At 74.6% G+C, this 15,232-nt stretch carries 11 protein-coding genes; 4 read left to right on the top strand and 7 right to left on the bottom strand.

Annotated elements, in window-relative coordinates:
- Window positions 1–66: 66 nt before the first annotated feature.
- Entirely contained in the window at window positions 67–3,516 is a 3,450-nt protein-coding gene (locus tag AB0Q96_RS16555; protein WP_365325949.1) for a hypothetical protein, read from the top strand.
- A gap of 8 nt (window positions 3,517–3,524) precedes the next feature.
- Here the strand turns inward: AB0Q96_RS16555 and AB0Q96_RS16550 are convergent, their stop codons facing one another.
- The 5 genes from AB0Q96_RS16550 to AB0Q96_RS16530 form a co-directional block, all read right to left on the bottom strand.
- Window positions 3,525–4,544 carry a hydroxyacid dehydrogenase gene (locus tag AB0Q96_RS16550; protein WP_365325947.1) on the bottom strand — a complete coding sequence of 340 codons (1,020 nt, stop codon included), beginning with the start codon at window positions 4,542–4,544 and terminating at the stop codon, window positions 3,525–3,527.
- Window positions 4,545–4,561: 17 nt separating this feature from the next.
- Window positions 4,562–5,416 carry a carbohydrate ABC transporter permease gene (locus AB0Q96_RS16545; protein WP_365325945.1) on the bottom strand — a complete coding sequence of 285 codons (855 nt, stop codon included), beginning with the start codon at window positions 5,414–5,416 and terminating at the stop codon, window positions 4,562–4,564.
- Window positions 5,413–6,315, bottom strand: a complete 903-nt coding sequence (locus AB0Q96_RS16540; RefSeq protein ID WP_365325943.1) for a sugar ABC transporter permease — start codon at window positions 6,313–6,315, stop codon at window positions 5,413–5,415. Before AB0Q96_RS16540 ends, AB0Q96_RS16545 begins: the two co-directional genes overlap by 4 nt.
- 4 nt (window positions 6,316–6,319) lie before the next feature.
- Complete coding sequence (locus tag AB0Q96_RS16535) at window positions 6,320–7,648, bottom strand: sugar ABC transporter substrate-binding protein (protein WP_365325941.1); 1,329 nt, start codon at window positions 7,646–7,648, stop codon at window positions 6,320–6,322.
- 114 nt (window positions 7,649–7,762) lie between these two features.
- Window positions 7,763–8,866, bottom strand: a complete 1,104-nt coding sequence (locus tag AB0Q96_RS16530) for a substrate-binding domain-containing protein (protein ID WP_365325939.1) — start codon at window positions 8,864–8,866, stop codon at window positions 7,763–7,765.
- 190 nt (window positions 8,867–9,056) lie between these two features.
- Here AB0Q96_RS16530 and AB0Q96_RS16525 point away from each other — a divergent pair, with 190 nt between their 5' ends.
- Complete coding sequence (locus AB0Q96_RS16525; protein WP_365325937.1) at window positions 9,057–10,916, top strand: DUF2264 domain-containing protein; 1,860 nt, start codon at window positions 9,057–9,059, stop codon at window positions 10,914–10,916.
- Window positions 10,913–12,445, top strand: a complete 1,533-nt coding sequence (locus tag AB0Q96_RS16520) for a right-handed parallel beta-helix repeat-containing protein (RefSeq protein ID WP_365325936.1) — start codon at window positions 10,913–10,915, stop codon at window positions 12,443–12,445. Before AB0Q96_RS16525 ends, AB0Q96_RS16520 begins: the two co-directional genes overlap by 4 nt.
- A gap of 109 nt (window positions 12,446–12,554) precedes the next feature.
- On the opposite strand, the gene AB0Q96_RS16515 is transcribed toward AB0Q96_RS16520, so the two are convergent.
- The gene (locus AB0Q96_RS16515) at window positions 12,555–13,328 is read right to left on the bottom strand and encodes an SDR family oxidoreductase (RefSeq protein ID WP_365325933.1); all 774 of its coding nucleotides are present in this window, start codon (window positions 13,326–13,328) and stop codon (window positions 12,555–12,557) included.
- Between the two features lie 125 nt (window positions 13,329–13,453).
- Entirely contained in the window at window positions 13,454–14,119 is a 666-nt protein-coding gene (locus AB0Q96_RS16510) for an MOSC domain-containing protein (RefSeq protein WP_365325930.1), read from the bottom strand.
- Window positions 14,120–14,206: 87 nt separating this feature from the next.
- On the opposite strand from AB0Q96_RS16510, the gene AB0Q96_RS16505 reads away from it, so the two are divergent.
- A complete protein-coding gene (locus AB0Q96_RS16505; protein ID WP_365325928.1) occupies window positions 14,207–15,127 on the top strand; it encodes a LysR family transcriptional regulator in 921 nt (306 codons plus the stop codon).
- Window positions 15,128–15,232 lie beyond the last annotated feature (105 nt).

The raw sequence follows: 15,232 nt of genomic DNA, 5'->3' as shown, positions 1-15,232 counted from the left end.
CCCGGGCCGGGACGGACCCTTCCAGTCTAGGTCCGCCCGCCCCCGGTGCCCTGGCAGCATGGGGCCATGCGCGCCATGGGGGAGGAACCGGGGGAGCGGCCGGTCACCGTCGAGAACGGCACGGGGGTCGTGGTCGTCGGGGACGGGAACCGGGTCGTGGTGGGCGCGGCGCCGCCGGTCCGGTCCGCGTACGAGAAGCAGGTCGAGCTCCTCGCCCCGGCCGAACTCGTCGACCGCGAGGGCGAACTGGCGGAGCTCGCCGCCTTCTGCCGGGCGGACGGCCCCGGTTACCTGTGGTGGCGGGCGGACGCGTGGGCCGGCAAGACGGCGTTGACGGCCTGGTTCGCCCTGCACCCGCCGCCGGGCGTGCGGATCGTCCCCTTCTTCGTCACCGCCCGCTGGGCCGCCCAGAACGACGCGGCGGCCTACCTGGACGTGGTCCTGGAACAGCTCGCCGAACTGGCCGCCGAGCCGCTGCCCGCCCTCCTCACCGCCGCCACCCGTCAGGCCCACCTGCTGCGCCTGTACGGAACGGCCGCCCGCGCCTGCGCGGCGCGCGGTGAACGGCTCGTGCTCCTCGTCGACGGCCTCGACGAGGACCGGGGCGTCACCACCGGGCCGGACGCCCACTCGATCGCCGCCCTCCTCCCGTACGACCTGCCGGTCATCGCCACCGGCCGCCTCAACCCGCCGCTCCCGGCCGACGTCCCCGACACCCACCCGCTGCGCGACCCGGAGGCCGTCCGCTTCCTTGCCCCCTCCCCGTCCGCCCGCGCGATCCGGGTGGAGGCGGAACGCGAGCTGAAGCACCTCCTGACGGCGGGCGGCCTGCCGTACGACCTGCTGGGCCTGCTCACCGCGGCGGGCGGCGGCCTCACGGCGGACGACCTCGCGGAGCTCACCGACGACGTGCCGTACCGGATCCGCGACCTGCTCCGTACCGGCCCCGGCCGCACCTTCGCCCCGGCCGGCCCCGCCTACCTCCTCGCCCACGAGGAACTCGCCGCCCAGGCCCGGGAGATGCTGGGCACACGAGAACTGGACCGCTTCCGGGACCGGTTGCACGCCTGGGCGGAGGACTGGCGGGACCGCGGCTGGCCGGAGGGGACGCCGGAGTACCTGCTGCGGGGGTACGGGGCGATGCTGCGGGCGGCGGGGGACGTGGACCGGCTGGTGTCCTGCGCCCTCGACGCCGTACGGCACGACCGGCTGCTTGCGGCGACCGGCGGCGACGGGGCGGCCCTCGACGAGGTGCGGGGGGCGTCGGAGGCGCTCCTCGGCCGGGCGGCGGTGCCGGGTGCCCTCGGCTCCCTGCTGCGGCTCGGGCTGCGGCGCGCGGCCCTGCGGAACCGGAACGGCCAGATCCCGGCGGAGCTGCCGGCCGCGTGGGCGGAGCTGGGCGAACCGGACCGGGCGCTGGCCCTCGCGCGGGGCCTCGATCCGGCGAACCGGGTCGACGCGCTGTGCGCGCTCGCGGAACCGCCGGGCGGCGGTCCCGACGCCGCCGGGCGAGTGCGGGCCCTCCTCTCGGAGGCGGAGGCGGTGGCCCGCGAGACCCGCGAGGCCGAACGCACCTTCGCGCTCTGGACGGTCGGGGCCGCCTGGATCCGGGCGGGGGAGACGGACCGGGCGGCGGATGTGCTGCGGGCCCTGCCGGAGGGCATCCCGCGGCACCGCCCCGGACTCGACCTGATCGGGCTGTGGGCCGCGACGGGTGCGTTCGAACGGGTGCTGGACGCGGTGCGCGGCGAGCGGGACCGGCGCACCCATGACGAGGGCCTGGCGACCCTCTGCGGCGCCCTCGCGGCGGCGGGCCGCGCGACCGAGGCGCTGGAGCTGGCCCGTGCGGCCCCGGGCCGGGGGCGGGCGCTCGCCCTGATCCGGATCGCGGGCGCGTCGCGCGGCGCCGGGCCAGGGCCCGACCGGGCCGCGGACCTGCTGGTCGGGGAAGGGCTGGCGGCCGTCGGGTGGAAGGAGCTCGACCGGGACAGCCGTTTCGCGGGCGAACTGGTCGCCGCCCTCGTGGCGAGCGGCGCGGCCGGGCATGCCGAGCGGCTGGTGGCCGAGGCGCAGGGCCGGTGGGAGGCGCGGGACCGGCAGCGCCCTGCGGACGGCATCCTGCCCGCGGCCATGCGGTCGGCCCTGGCGCTCGGCCTCGTGGCGGGGGGCGATCCGGACCGCGCCGAGGCGCTGGCGCGCGACCTGCGCGCGGTGCACGACCGGGAGCAGGTCCTGACGGCGCTCGCCGAGCACTGGGCCCGGGCGGGCGCCGTCGAGCGCATCGAACCCCTGCTCGCCGAGGTGTCCGACGGGGTCCGTCGCCTCCGGGTGGCGAGGGCGCTCGTCGAGGCCCTGGTCGGGGCCGGGCGGTGCGAGGAAGCGGAGGCACTGGCGTGGCGGGAGGCGGCGGCGGGCGACCGGCGGGCGTTCGTGCTCAAGGTGGGTCTGGTGCGCGCCCTCACCGCCGCCGGTCGGAGGGACCGGGCGGCGGAACTGCTCGGCCGGATCGAGGCGGAGAGCCGGGCGCCCCGCCCGGATGAGGCCGCCTGGGTGCTCGGCTCCGTCGCGGAGGCGCTCGCGCTGAGCGGCCGGCGGGAGGCGGCCCATCGGCTCACCGAGGGGCTGGTGGCCGGGACCGTGGTGGAGCGCCGGGTGCTGCGGGTGGTGCGGGGACTGGTCGCCGCCGGCCGGTACGAGGAGGCGGCGGGGGCGGCCCGCGGGGCCCGGTCCAACCAGCGGGACCACCTCCTCGACCTGATCGCCCGGTGCCGGAGCGCGCGCGGACCCCGGGAACTGGCCGAGGAGTTCGACCGGCCGGTGCCCGGCCGGGGCTGCGTGCGGGTCGAGATACGGGAGGAGGCGCCGCGCCCGCTGCCCGCGCCGCTGGAGGGGGCCTCGCCCCGGCAGGCGGAGGGGGCGGCGGCCGCCGCCCGCGCGCTGCACGGGGCGGGTCGCCACCGGGAGGCCGTCGCCGAACTGACCCGTGCCGTGGCCGCCATGCGCTGGGTGCTGCGCACCACGCTCGCGCCGCTGCCCGCCGTGGTCGGGGCCCAGCGGGAGCTGGGCGGGGCGGGGGTGACGGAGCTCCTGGACGAGGCGGAGGCGTACCTGCGGTACTTGTCCGGCAGGCGCGAGACCGCGTTCCTGGCCCGGGCGTGCGTCGCCGGCGGGTTGCCCCACCGGGCCGTGACCCTGGTCGGCGGGTCCGGCCCGCCGGATCTCGGGCGGGACGCCGACGACGCGCTCGACCTCGTCAAGGTGCTGGCGAGGGCGGGGGAGCACGACCGCGCGGAGCGGCTGCTCGCCGAACTCGCCCCGCTCGGCACGCTGTGCACCCCCGCGTACACCGTGCTGGCCGTCGAGCACCCCGACCCCGTGCGGGCCCGCGCGTTCGCCGCCCTCGCCCTGCACCTGGGGCCCTGGTACGAGGCCCTGCCGGCCGTGCTGGCGCGGGAGCCGGGGGCGGTGGGTCTGGTCGTGGCGGAGGGGGAGCGGCTGCGGGGCCTGCTGCGCTAGGCCGGCGGTCAGGCCGACCGCTGGAGGTCGGAGGCCCGTACCTCCTCCGCGAAGGGCTCCCCCCGCCCGTACCGCGCCACCTCCTCGATCGCCTGGTCCGCCATCCGGTGCAGCTCGTTGCCGAGGGAGCCGGCGACGTGCGGGGTGAGGAGGACGTTGGGGAGGGTCCACAGGGGGGAGTCGGGGGCGGGGAGTTCGGGGTCGGTGACGTCGAGGACGGCGTGCAGGCGGCCCGAGCTCAGGTGGGGGAGGAGGGCGGTCTCGTCGACGAGGGAGCCGCGGGCGGTGTTGATGAGGGTGGTGCCGTCGGGCATCGCGGCGAGCTGGGCGGGGCCCAGCATGTGGTGGGTGGCGGGGAGTTGGGGGGCGTGGACGGAGACGACGGTGGAGCGGGCGCAGAGTTCGTCGAGGGGGACGAGTGTCACGCCGGGCGGCGGGGCCGTCGCGTACGGGTCGTAGAGCAGGATCTCGAAGTCGAAGGGGCGCAGGAGGTCGATGACCCGGCGGCCGATGCGGGAGGCGCCGATGATGCCGACGGTGCGGCGGTGGTTGCCCCAGCCGGTCGACTCGTCGAGCCAGGCCTGGTCGGTGCGCAGCTCGGCGTACTGCTGGGCGGAGCGCAGGACCCGTTTCCCGGCGAAGAGGATCGCGGCGAGCGTGTACTCGGCGACGGGCAGGGCGTTGGCGGCGGCGGCCGAGGTGACCCGGAGGCCGCGGGTCCAGCAGGCGTCGGTGATGTGGTGTTTGACCGAGCCGGCGGCGTGGACGACGCCCTTCAGGCGGGGGGCGCGGGCCAGGACGTCGGCGGTGAGGGGGGTGGTGCCCCAGCAGGTGAGGAGGAGTTCGGCTTCGGCGAGGGCGGCGGCCACCTCGGGCGAGGGGTCGGCGAGGTCGTGGGCGACGAGCCGCGGGTCGGTGCGGGTGAGTGCGGCGAGGCGGTCGCGGTGGGCGTCGGTGAGGAGGCGTTCGGCGATGCCGGGGCCCATCGCGAGGAGGAGGGCGGGGCGGTTGTCGGTGGTGTGGTGCATCGTGGGATCTGTGCTCCTCACTTGACGCTGCCGGCGGTCAGGCCCGCTTTCCAGTGGCGCTGGAGGGAGACGAAGGCGACGACGAGGGGGACGACGGCGAGCAGGGATCCGGTGACGACGAGGGGGTAGAAGTCGGGTTCGGCGTGGGCGTTGCTGTTCCAGGAGTAGAGGCCGAGGCTCAGCGGGAACAGCTTCTGGTCGGAGAGCATCACGAGGGGGAGGAAGAAGTTGTTCCAGATCGCGGTGAACTGGAAGAGGAAGACGGTCACGAAGCCGGGCATGACCATGGGCAGGCCGATGGACCAGAAGATGCGCAGTTCGCCGGCCCCGTCGATGCGGGCGGCTTCGAGGGCCTCGTCGGGGATGTGGCCGGCGCTGAAGACGCGGGCGAGGTAGACCCCGAAGGGGTTGACGAGGACGGGCAGGAGCACGGCCCCGTAGGTGTTGACGAGGCCCACTTCGCTGGCGAGCAGGTACATGGGCAGGGCGAGCGCGGTGGTGGGGACGAGCACGCCCAGCAGGACGACGCCGAACAGCTTCTCCTTGCCGGGGAAGGCGTACTTGTCGAAGGCGTATCCCGCGGCGACGCTGATCAGGGAGCAGGCGAGGGCGCCGAAGCCGGCGTAGAGCAGGCTGTTCAGGTACCAGTGGAAGTAGACGCCGTCGTTGTAGTCGGCGAGGCGGGTGAGGTTGCCGCCGAGGTCGAAGCCCTCGAAGGAGAAGGCGTTTCCGGCGAGGAGCCCGCCGGCGTCCTTGGTGGCGGCGGTGAGCAGCCAGACGAGCGGGAAGAACATGTAGCCGGCGGCGAGGACGAGGGCGCCGTTGACGGCGGTCTTCGACAGCCAGACGGAGGGCGTGCGGGGCGTGCTCATGCGGCCTTTCCCTTCCGGCGGCCGCCGCGACGGCCGGTGAGGCGCGTGACGGCGAAGGAGAGCAGGGCGGCGGTCAGGGCGAGCAGGACGGAGGCGGCCGCGGCGAGGCCGTAGTCGTTGCGGTCGAAGGCCGCGGTGTACGCGTACATGGTGGGCGTCCAGGTGGAGGTGACGGCGGATCCGGTGCCCTTGTTGAGGATCAGCGGTTCGGTGAAGAGCTGGAGCGAGCCGATGACGGTGAAGAGGGCGACCATCGCCAGGGAGGCCCTGATCAGGGGGAGTTTGATGGAGAAGGCGATCCGCCAGGCGCCGGCGCCGTCGACGGTGGCGGCCTCCAGGACGGAGCGGTCGATGGCCTGGAGGGCGGCGTAGAAGATCACCATGTTGTAGCCGAGCCACTCCCACAGCGCGATGTTGACGACGGAGGGGAGGGCTCCGTCGGGGGAGAAGAAGTCGAAGCCGACGCCGCCGGCCTCCATGGCCTGGACGACCGGGCTGAGCTGGGGGGTGTACAGGTAGACCCAGATCAGCGCGGCGATGATGCCGGGGACGGCGTGCGGCAGGAACAGCGCGAGCTGGAAGAAGCGGCGGGCGCGGGCGAGCGCCGAGTCGAGCAGCAGGGCGAGGCCGAGGGCCCCGGCGAGCAGCAGCGGGATGTAGAGCAGGCAGTATCCGAGCAGCACGCCGAAGCCTTCGAGGAAGGCCCGGTCACCCAGCGCCGCGGTGTAGTTGTCGAGTCCGCTGAAGACGGTCTCGGCGCCGCCGAAGCCGAGCCCCGACTGCTTCTCGGTGAAGAGGCTGAGCCAGACCGCGTATCCGATCGGCACCACCATCACCAGGGTGAACAGCAGGAAGAACGGGGTCAGCAGGGTCGCCGCGGCGCGGGTGCGGGCCTTCACCGGATCAGCCCTCGACCTTCAGTCCGCGCTTGGTGAGCTCGGCGACGGTGGCGTCGTGGCCGGCCTTGATCGCGTCGGTGATGCCGGGACCGCCCTGGGTGATCTTGCCGAACCGGTCCTTGATGGTGGTGTTGGTGGTGCCGGTGGTCGGTCCCCAGGCCCAGCCGGGGGCGATGGAGGCGCCGGACTTCTCGAAGAGGGCGTAGATGTCCTGGCCGCCGTAGTAGCTCGCGTCGAAGACCTGCTTGGCGACCGGGCGCAGCGCGGTGGCGGCGGGGAAGGCGCTGGAGGTGCCGGAGGCGATGCGGGCCTTCACGCCGGCCTCGGTGGTGGACATCCACTCGGCGAACTCGACGGCCGCGGCCTTCTTCGCGCTGCCCTTGGTGACGGCGAAGGAGGTGCCGCCGAGCATGCCGCTGGCGGGGGTGCCGTCCCAGTTCGGCATGGGGGCGACGGCCCACTTGCCGCTCTGCTCGGGCAGGGTGCCCTTGAGGACGCCCGCGCCCCAGGAGGCGCCGAGGTAGCCGATGGTGGTGCCGTTCTTCAGGGAGCCGGTCCACTCGGGGCTGAAGGAGGCGTTCTTGTGGACGAGGTCGGCGTCGAGGAGGCCCTGCCAGTAGGCGGCGACCTTGGTGGTGGCGGCGTCGGTGGTGTCGATCTTCCAGGTGTCGTTCTCGGCCTTGAACCACTGGGCGCCGGCCTGCCAGGCCATGGCCTCGAAGGTGGTCGGGTCGTCGGGGAAGAAGGTGGCGATCCGGGCCTTGGCGTCGGCCTTCTTCACCTTCTCGGCGGCGGACCTGAACTGGTCCCAGGTCGTGGGGACGGCGACCTGGTACTTGGCGAAGAGGTCCTTCCGGTAGAAGAACGCCTGCGGGGCGGCGTCGAAGGGCACCGCCCAGCTCTTGCCGCCGAGGGTGGTCAGCTGCACGGCCTGCGGCAGCAGCTTGGCGCGGTCCTGTTCGGTGAACTCGTCGCCGATGTCCTGGAGGGCCCCGGAGGAGACGAACTCGGGGAGCGAGGAGTACTCGATGGAGACCAGGTCGGGGGCGTTGCCCGCCTTCACGGCGTTGGAGATCTTGGCGTAGCCGCCGGCGGTGCCGGAGGGGATCTCCTCGAAGTTCACCTTGATGTTCTGGTGGGAGGCGTTGAACGCGTCGACCACGTCCTTGGAGCCCTTGGCCCAGCCCCAGAAGGTGAGGGTCACGGGTCCGGTGGGCTTGGCCGCGGAGTCGTCGCCCCCGCCGCCGCAGGCCGTGAGGACGGCGAGGGCGGTGGCGGTGACGGTGGCGGCTATGAGGTGGGTGGTTCGTCGACCAAGGGGCCTACGGGGCACGGGACGGCTCCTGACACGGCGGCACGGACGGGGTTGGCCGTGATCCTGTGACCGTTCATGACCGAAGTCAAGAGCGAAAGATTGAATGATCGAAAATAGATCAGAATCAATAGGTCAGAACCCGGTGCCGGCGGACGCCCCGCAGGAGGACCGCACCCGCAGGCTCGGCAGCAGGCTCAGATGCCGCCGCGCCTCCTCCTCGCCGGCCTCCCCGCCCGCCTCCGACACGCGCTCCACCAGCAGCTCCATGGCGTGCCGGCCCACCTGCCGCTTGGGCGGGGCGACCGCCGTCAGCGGGGTGTCGGCGAGCGCGGCGACCTCGTCGTCGTACGCGATCAGGGCCAGGTCCTCCGGCACCCGCACCCCCAGCTCGGCCAGCCGCTGCACCACCTGGATCGCGTCCACGTCGTTGTGCACCAGGGCCGCGCTCGCCCGCCCCGACCCCACCGCCTCGTGCAGGGCCCGCACCGCCCGCTCGAAGCCCTCGGGATCGCGCTCGGCCGGTACGGAGTCGATCACCGTGTGCGGCGCCTCCAGGCCCAGCGTGCGCAGCGCCTCGGCGTATCCCGCGCGCACCGCGAGCGCCGTCGGGCTGTCCCCGCGCGCCACCAGCAGTGGCGTCGCGTGGCCGAGTCCGAGCAGGTGGCGCAGGGCGAGCAGCACCCCGTGGGCGTGGTCCGACACCACCCGGTCCAGGCCGTCGAGCGGGGTGCCCGGGTCGGCCCGGCGCTCCAGGAGCACGGCGGGCACCGGCAGTTCGGCCAGCCAGTCCCCGTACGCGAGCCGGTCCTCCGGGCCCCGCCAGCCCGGCGCGACCAGCACGCCCTCGGCGCCCGCCGCGAGCAGGCCCTCGGTGCGCGCCCGGTCCTCCTCGGGCCGGTAGTCCGAGATCCGCAGGATCAGCCGGGCGCCGGCCCGGGCCGCGGCCTCGTGGGCGCCCCGGATGACCTCGGCGAAGTAGTACGTGGCGGAGGGCGCGAGCAGTCCCAGCACCAGACCCCCGCCGGCCCGCGGACCCGCCGGGCCCTGGCCGCGGGGCCAGGAGACCTGGCCGTGCACCCGGTCCAGCAGGCCCCGGGCGGCCAGTGCCTCGACGTCCCGGCGCGCGGTGACGGGGGAGACCCCGAGCAGTCCGGCCAGGTCGGAGACGCGGGCCGTGCCGCGCTCGCGCACCAGGGCCAGCAGTCGGTCGTGTCGTTCGGCAGCACTCTCGCGCACGGTGCGGTTCCCCTCGGTTCCCCTGGCGGTGGTGGTCGTTCCCCGACCTTAGAGCAGCACGGCCCCGAATGATCGAACGGAGGGAGTTTCGATCATTCGCTCCACATCCCCTTGACGTTCGATCGAAGCGTCTTCAGGATTCCGGGCGACGCCGCCGTCCCCTCCGCAGCACGGAATCCCAGGGAGCATCATGCCCACGCCACCCGAGAACCGTGAGCTCAGCCCGTACACCGGCTGGACCCGGGCCCACTGGGAGACCACGGCCGACGACCTCCTGCTCGCCGTACGTCCGTACGCCTCGCCCCGCGCCGCCCTCATCGGCCTCCCGGGCCCCCGCCCCAGCTGGTCCGGCCCCCGCTCCGACGGCCTGGAGGGCTACGCCCGCACCTTCCTCCTCGCCGCCCTGCGCACCGCGCACGGCGACGACCCCCACGGACACCTCGACCGCTACGCCGAAGGACTCGCCGCCGGCACCGAGCGGCCCGGCACCACGGACCCCGACTTCTGGCCCCGCCCGGCCGACACCCGGCAGGCCGTCGTCGAATCCGCCTCCGTCGCCCTCGCCCTGCGCCTGACCCGCCGCCACCTCTGGGACCGCCTCGACACCCGCGTCCGCGAACGCGTCGTCGACTGGCTGCTCCCCGCCCTCGGCCCCTCGCCCGTCGACAACAACTGGTGGCTCTTCGGACTCACCGTCGCCGGCTTCCTCCAGGACGCGGGCATCGAGACCGACCGCGCCGCCGCCACCGTCGACCGCGCCCTCGAACGCATCGAGCACTGGTACCTCGGCGACGGCTGGTACAGCGACGGCGACAACCGCGCCTTCGACCACTACAACCCCTGGGCCCTGCACTTCTACCCCGTCCTGCACGCCCACCTCGCCGGCGACCGCGCCCTGCTCGACCGCTACGGCCCCCGGCTGCGCGCCCAGCTCGACGCCCACGTCCACCTCTTCGACGGCAACGGCGCCCCCCTCCCGTACGGCAGGTCCCTGACCTACCGCTTCGCCGCGGCCGCCGCCCCCTGGCTGGGCACCCTCACCGGACACACCCCGCTCACCCCCGGCGCGACCCGCCGCCTCGCCTCCGGCAGCCTCCGCCACTTCCTCGACCGCGGCGCCACCGACGCCCGCGGCCTGCTCACCCTCGGCTGGCACGGCCCCTACGAGCCGGTCCTGCAGAGCTACTCGGGCCCCGGCTCCCCCTACTGGGCCGCCAAGGGCTTCCTCGGCCTGCTGCTCCCCGACGGCCACCCCGCCTGGACCGACCCCGAGGAAGCCCTCCCGGCCGAACGCGCCGACACCGTACGGGCCTTCGGCCCCACCGGGCTCCTCGTCCAGACCACCGCCGCCGACGGGCTGGTCCGCCTCCACAACCACGGCAGCAACCACGTGGGAGACCCCGGCACCGACGACCCCGGCTACTCCCGCCACGCCTACTCCACCCGTACCGGCCCCACCCACGCCCCCGACCCCGCCGACAACCACTTCGCCCTGCTCGACGCCGCCGGCCGGGCCACCCGCCGCGGCCCCGTCACCCCGCTCGGCACCGGCCCCGACCGGGCCCTCTCCCGGCACACCCCGCTGCCCGGCGACCCCAGTGACACCGGCGACCCCAGCGAGCCCTGCGCCCCCGGCGTTCAGGTCCTGTCCGCCGTCCTCGTCCACGGCCGCGCGGAGGTCCGCGCCCACCTCGTCCTCGGCGCCCCCGAGGGAACCCCCGTACGGCAGACCGGCTGGGCCGTCCACCCGGGCGGCCCCGCCTCCCAGCTCCACCCCGTCCACGGCTACGCCCCCGACGTCACCGAACTCCCCACCGGCGACACCCTCCAGGGCCCGGGCCCCACCCGTACCCCCGCCCTGCACGGCACCACCAGCGGCCCCGCGACCCTCTTCGTCGCCCTCGCCTCCCTCACCGCCGAAGCCGACCCCGCCCCCGTCGCCACCCTCGCGAACGTCCAGGTCGACGACGCCCGCACCCTGCGCGTGACCTGGCAGAACGGCACCACCGCCCGCCTCGCCCTCGACGCCCCCGACCCGGAGGACCAGTGACCCAGCGCCGTACCCGCGCGGCCCTCGCCGCCGCCGCCCTGGCACTACCGCTCCTGACCACCGTCCCCGCCGCGGCCGCCCCGCGCACCGGCGACCGCCACTACGTCGACTGCTCGGCCACCGGCCCCGGCGACGGCAGCGTCCGACGCCCCTGGACCACCCTGGCCGCGGCCAACGCCCACCCCTACGGACCCGGCGACCGCCTCCTCCTCAAGCGCGGCACCACCTGCACCGGCACCCTCGCCCCCCAGGGCGCGGGCGCACCCGGAGCCCCCTTCACCATCGCCGACTACGGCGACGCGCCCGGCCGCGCGGTCGTCGACGGCAACGGCGCCCACGACGCCGTCCTCCTCGCCAACACCCGGTACCTCCGGCTCACCCGCCTGGAGATCACCAACGCCGCCGCCCCCGGCACCGAACGCAACGGCGTCCGCCTGCGCCTGGCGGACTACGGCGCCGCCCAGGGCATCACCCTCGACCACCTCTCCCTCCACGACATACGCGGCGGCGACGCCAAGACCCTCACCGGCTCCAGCGCCATCCACGTCGCGGTCGAGGGCACCACGGTCCCCAGCTGGTACGACGGCCTCGACATCGGCCACAACGACATCCGTGACGTCGACCGCGAGGGGATCTACTTCAAGTCCCGCTTCTCCAAGCGCGACCTGGTCGGGAACCAGCAGGACCCGGTCGCCTTCCCCGGCGCCTGGACCCCCAACCTCCGCGTCCGCGTCCACCACAACACCCTGACCTCGATCGCCGGCGACGGCATCAAGATCGACACCACCAGCGGCGCCCGCGTCGACCACAACCGCGTCGACGGCTTCCAGCTGCGCTCCAAGGCGGCCAACGCCGGCATCTGGACCTTCAACACCGACGACACGACCGTCGAGTACAACGAGGTCTCAGGCGGCGGCAACACCAAGGACGGCATGTCCTTCGACGCCGACGGCGCCTCCAAGGGGACCGTCTTCCAGTACAACCACAGCCACGACAACGCCGGCGGCTTCCTGCTGATCTGCCCCTACAGCGGCGCCCAGACCCTCGACACCGTCGTCCGCTACAACCTCAGCGTCGACGACGGAGCCCGCCTCATCCAGAACTGCTGGGGCCCCATCCTCAACACCCGTATCTACAACAACACCTTCGTCAACCGGACGACCGTCCCCGCCCACCTCGTCCAGGACGACGCGGGCAGCCCCGCCACCACCCGCCACGAACTCGCCCTCACCAACAACCTCTTCGTCAACGAGGGCACCCCCGGCGGCTACGCCTTCAAGAACCCCACCCCGGGCCTGGCCTTCTCGAACAACCTCTTCCACGGCATCACCATGACCCGCCCCAACCCGGGCGGCCTGACCGCGGACCCCCTGCTCAACCCCGACCTGACGCTGGCCCCCGGCTCCCCGGCCCGGTCCGCCGGCACCCCCGTCGAGGACAACGGCGGCAGGGACTGGTTCGGGAACGACGTGTCGGCGACATCGCCCCCGAACATCGGGGCGTACGAGGGCCCGGGCGAGAACCGGTAAACCGGGGAGGCCCCTGCCCGGACCCCGAATCGGACCCCGACTCGGACCCCGACTCGGACCCCGACTCGGACCCAGGTCCGGGCCCCGACCCGGACCTCTGTCCGGGCCCCTACTCGGGCCCGTACTTGCGCCCCGCCCGGGAGGACACCCCGCCCAGCAGCCCGCGCGGAGCCAGCTTCACCACACCCATCAGGGCCTTGTAACGGGGATCGGGGATGGACAGCGTCCGCCCCCGGGCCAGATCGGCGAGCGCCGCGGAGACCAGCTTGTCCGCGTCGAGCCACATCCAGCCCGGGATGTTGTCCGTCCCCATCCCCGCCCGCTGGTGGAACTCCGTCCGCACGAACCCCGGGCACAGCGCCATCAGCCGCACCCCGCTGCCCGCGAGGTCCCGCGCCGCGCCCTGCGTGAACTGCACGACCCACGCCTTCGACGCCCCGTAGGTGCCGCGCGGCAGGAACGCCGCCACCGAGGCCACGTTCACCACCCCGCCGCGCCCGCGGGCCCGCATCGCCTTCGACGCCGCCGAGGTCAGCCGCAGCACCGCCTCGCAGTGCACCTTCAGCATCTTCAGCTCGTCGTCCATGGAGACTTCCAGGAACCGGCCCTTGTTGCCGAACCCGGCGTTGTTCACCAGGAGGTCCACCGGCTGCTTGGCGTCCGAGAGCCGCGCCACCACGGCCTCGATCCCCTCCTCCTCGGAGAGGTCGGCCGCCAGCACCTCCGCCTCGATCCCGTGCCGGTCGTGCAGCTCCGTGGCCTGGTCCCGAAGCCGCTTCACGTCGCGCGCCACGAGCACCACGTCATGCCCGTCCGCGGCCAGCCGCCGGGCGAAGGCGGCGCCGATGCCGGCGGTCGCTCCCGTAATCAGTGCAGTCGTCATACGCGGCACGTTAACCCGCGCCGTGTGGAGGCCGTGTGGGGGAACGGGCCCGTACTTCCCCCGCACCTCGCCCCGTCCCGGTCGCCGCCCCGATGGGCGTCCGACTCCCCGTCCTACTCCCCGTCCTACTCCCCGTACTTCTCCGCGTAGTTCCGCGCCAGCGCCAGCAGCCCCGACTCCATCCACTCGGCCGCCACCAGGGTGCCCGGCAGCTGGGAGCGGTCGGTGGTCGCGGCGTGGTGGAGGCGGGTGATGGTGATGGGGTGGGCGGGGCGGTGGATGACGGTGATGGGGTCGCCCGCGCGGATCTCGCCCGGTTCGATCACGCGGAGCAGGGCGCCGGGTCCCGCCGCCGACTGGTTGAGGCGGCGGACCCAGGCGTCCTCCTGGACGAAGCCGGCGAAGGTGCGGCAGGGGATGCGGCCGCCGGTGACCTCCAGGACGAGGTCGGGGCCGATCCGCCAGCGCTCGCCGATGAGGGCGCCGTTCACGTCGAGGCCGCGGGTGGTGAGGTTCTCGCCGAACGAGCCGGGGGGCAGCGGGCGGCCGAGCTCGCGCTCCCAGGACTCCATGTCCTCGCGCGCGAAGGCGTGCACGGCCCGGTCGGCGCCGCCGTGGAAGCGCAGGTCGCACACGGCGTCCCCGGCGACGCCACTGGACCCGCCGGGCACCGGGGCGGCGACCCGTACGGGGCCGTCGACCGGGCGCTTGTCGATGCCGGTCAGGCCCGCGGGGGCGTTGGTGTAGTCGACGGCCTTGGGGCGTCCCACGTTCACGCTCAGGAGTTCCATGGGGGGCAGCCTAGGTCGGGTGACGGCATCCTCAAAGGTCAGTGCGGAAATTCTGCGTCGTACCCAAGGAGGGCTTATGCTAGGCGCATGATCGAGGCCCGCCACCTCCGCGTCCTGCGCGCCGTCGCCGCCACCGGCTCCTTCTCCGCCGCCGCCCGCGAACTGGGCTGCACCCAGCCCGCGGTGAGCCAGCAGATGAAGGCCCTGGAGAGCTCCGCCGGCACGCCCCTGCTGATCCGCACCGGCCGCGAGATGCGCCTCACCCAGGCGGGCGAGGCCCTGGTGCGGCACGCCTCCGGGATCCTGGCCGGGCTGACCGCCGCCGAGGAGGAGGTCGCGGCCATCGCCGGGCTGCGGGCCGGACGGGTGCGGCTCGTCTCGTTCCCCAGCGGCAGCTCCACCCTCGTCCCCACCGCCCTCGCGGCCCTGCGCGCCGCGCACCCCGGCACCCGGGTCTCCCTCGTGGAGGCCGAGCCGCCGCGCTCGGTGGAGATGCTGCGCGAGGGCGACTGCGACGTGGCCCTCGCCTTCCGGTACGGGGCGGGCCCGGACGCCTGGGACGACCTGGTGGTCCGCCCGCTCCTCGCCGACCGGCTCGTCGGCCTGGTGCCCGCCGGGCACCGGCTGGCCGGGGCGGAGTCGGTGGCCATCGGCGAGCTGGCCGAGGACCCGTGGATCGCGGGCTGCCCGCGCTGCCGCCGCCAGCTGGTGGACGTCTGCCGGGAGGCCGGCTTCACCCCGCGGATCGACTTCGCCACCGACGACTACCCGGCCGTGATCGGCCTGGTGGGCGCGGGCCTCGGCGTCGCCGTCCTGCCGCAGCTCGCCATCGAGTCCGTACGGCCCAAGGGCGCCGTCACCGTCACGGTGGAGCCCGCCGTGGAGCGCGAGATCGTGGCGCTCACCCTTCCGGACCTGGCCCAGGTCCCGGCCGTCGCGGCCACCCTGGACGAGCTGACCCGGGCCTCGGACCGCGCCGCCGAGCGCCCGGCGGCGACACACGCCTAGCCCGCCTGGGCCGTACGAGTGAAGCCGGGGCGCCGCCGTACGGGTGGTCCGCACGCCGCCGTACGGGGGACCTCGGTACGGGACGGGGGACGCCGTCCGGATGAA

Origin of the sequence: Streptomyces sp. NPDC093111 (assembly GCF_040683955.1) — a bacterium.
In the GTDB taxonomy this organism is placed as follows: domain Bacteria; phylum Actinomycetota; class Actinomycetes; order Streptomycetales; family Streptomycetaceae; genus Streptomyces.
The sequence above is the reverse complement of the archived record's forward strand: the minus strand, read 5'-3'. Positions and strand labels throughout refer to the sequence as shown.

Coding starts and splice junctions, on each gene's coding strand:
- AB0Q96_RS16510 (WP_365325930.1), bottom strand. CDS start 14,119: ATGGAACTCCTGAGCGTGAACGTGGGACGCCCCAAGGCCGTCGACTAC.
- AB0Q96_RS16515 (WP_365325933.1), bottom strand. CDS start 13,328: ATGACGACTGCACTGATTACGGGAGCGACCGCCGGCATCGGCGCCGCC.
- AB0Q96_RS16550 (WP_365325947.1), bottom strand. CDS start 4,544: ATGCACCACACCACCGACAACCGCCCCGCCCTCCTCCTCGCGATGGGC.
- AB0Q96_RS16505 (WP_365325928.1), top strand. CDS start 14,207: ATGATCGAGGCCCGCCACCTCCGCGTCCTGCGCGCCGTCGCCGCCACC.
- AB0Q96_RS16525 (WP_365325937.1), top strand. CDS start 9,057: ATGCCCACGCCACCCGAGAACCGTGAGCTCAGCCCGTACACCGGCTGG.
- AB0Q96_RS16555 (WP_365325949.1), top strand. CDS start 67: ATGCGCGCCATGGGGGAGGAACCGGGGGAGCGGCCGGTCACCGTCGAG.
- AB0Q96_RS16545 (WP_365325945.1), bottom strand. CDS start 5,416: ATGAGCACGCCCCGCACGCCCTCCGTCTGGCTGTCGAAGACCGCCGTC.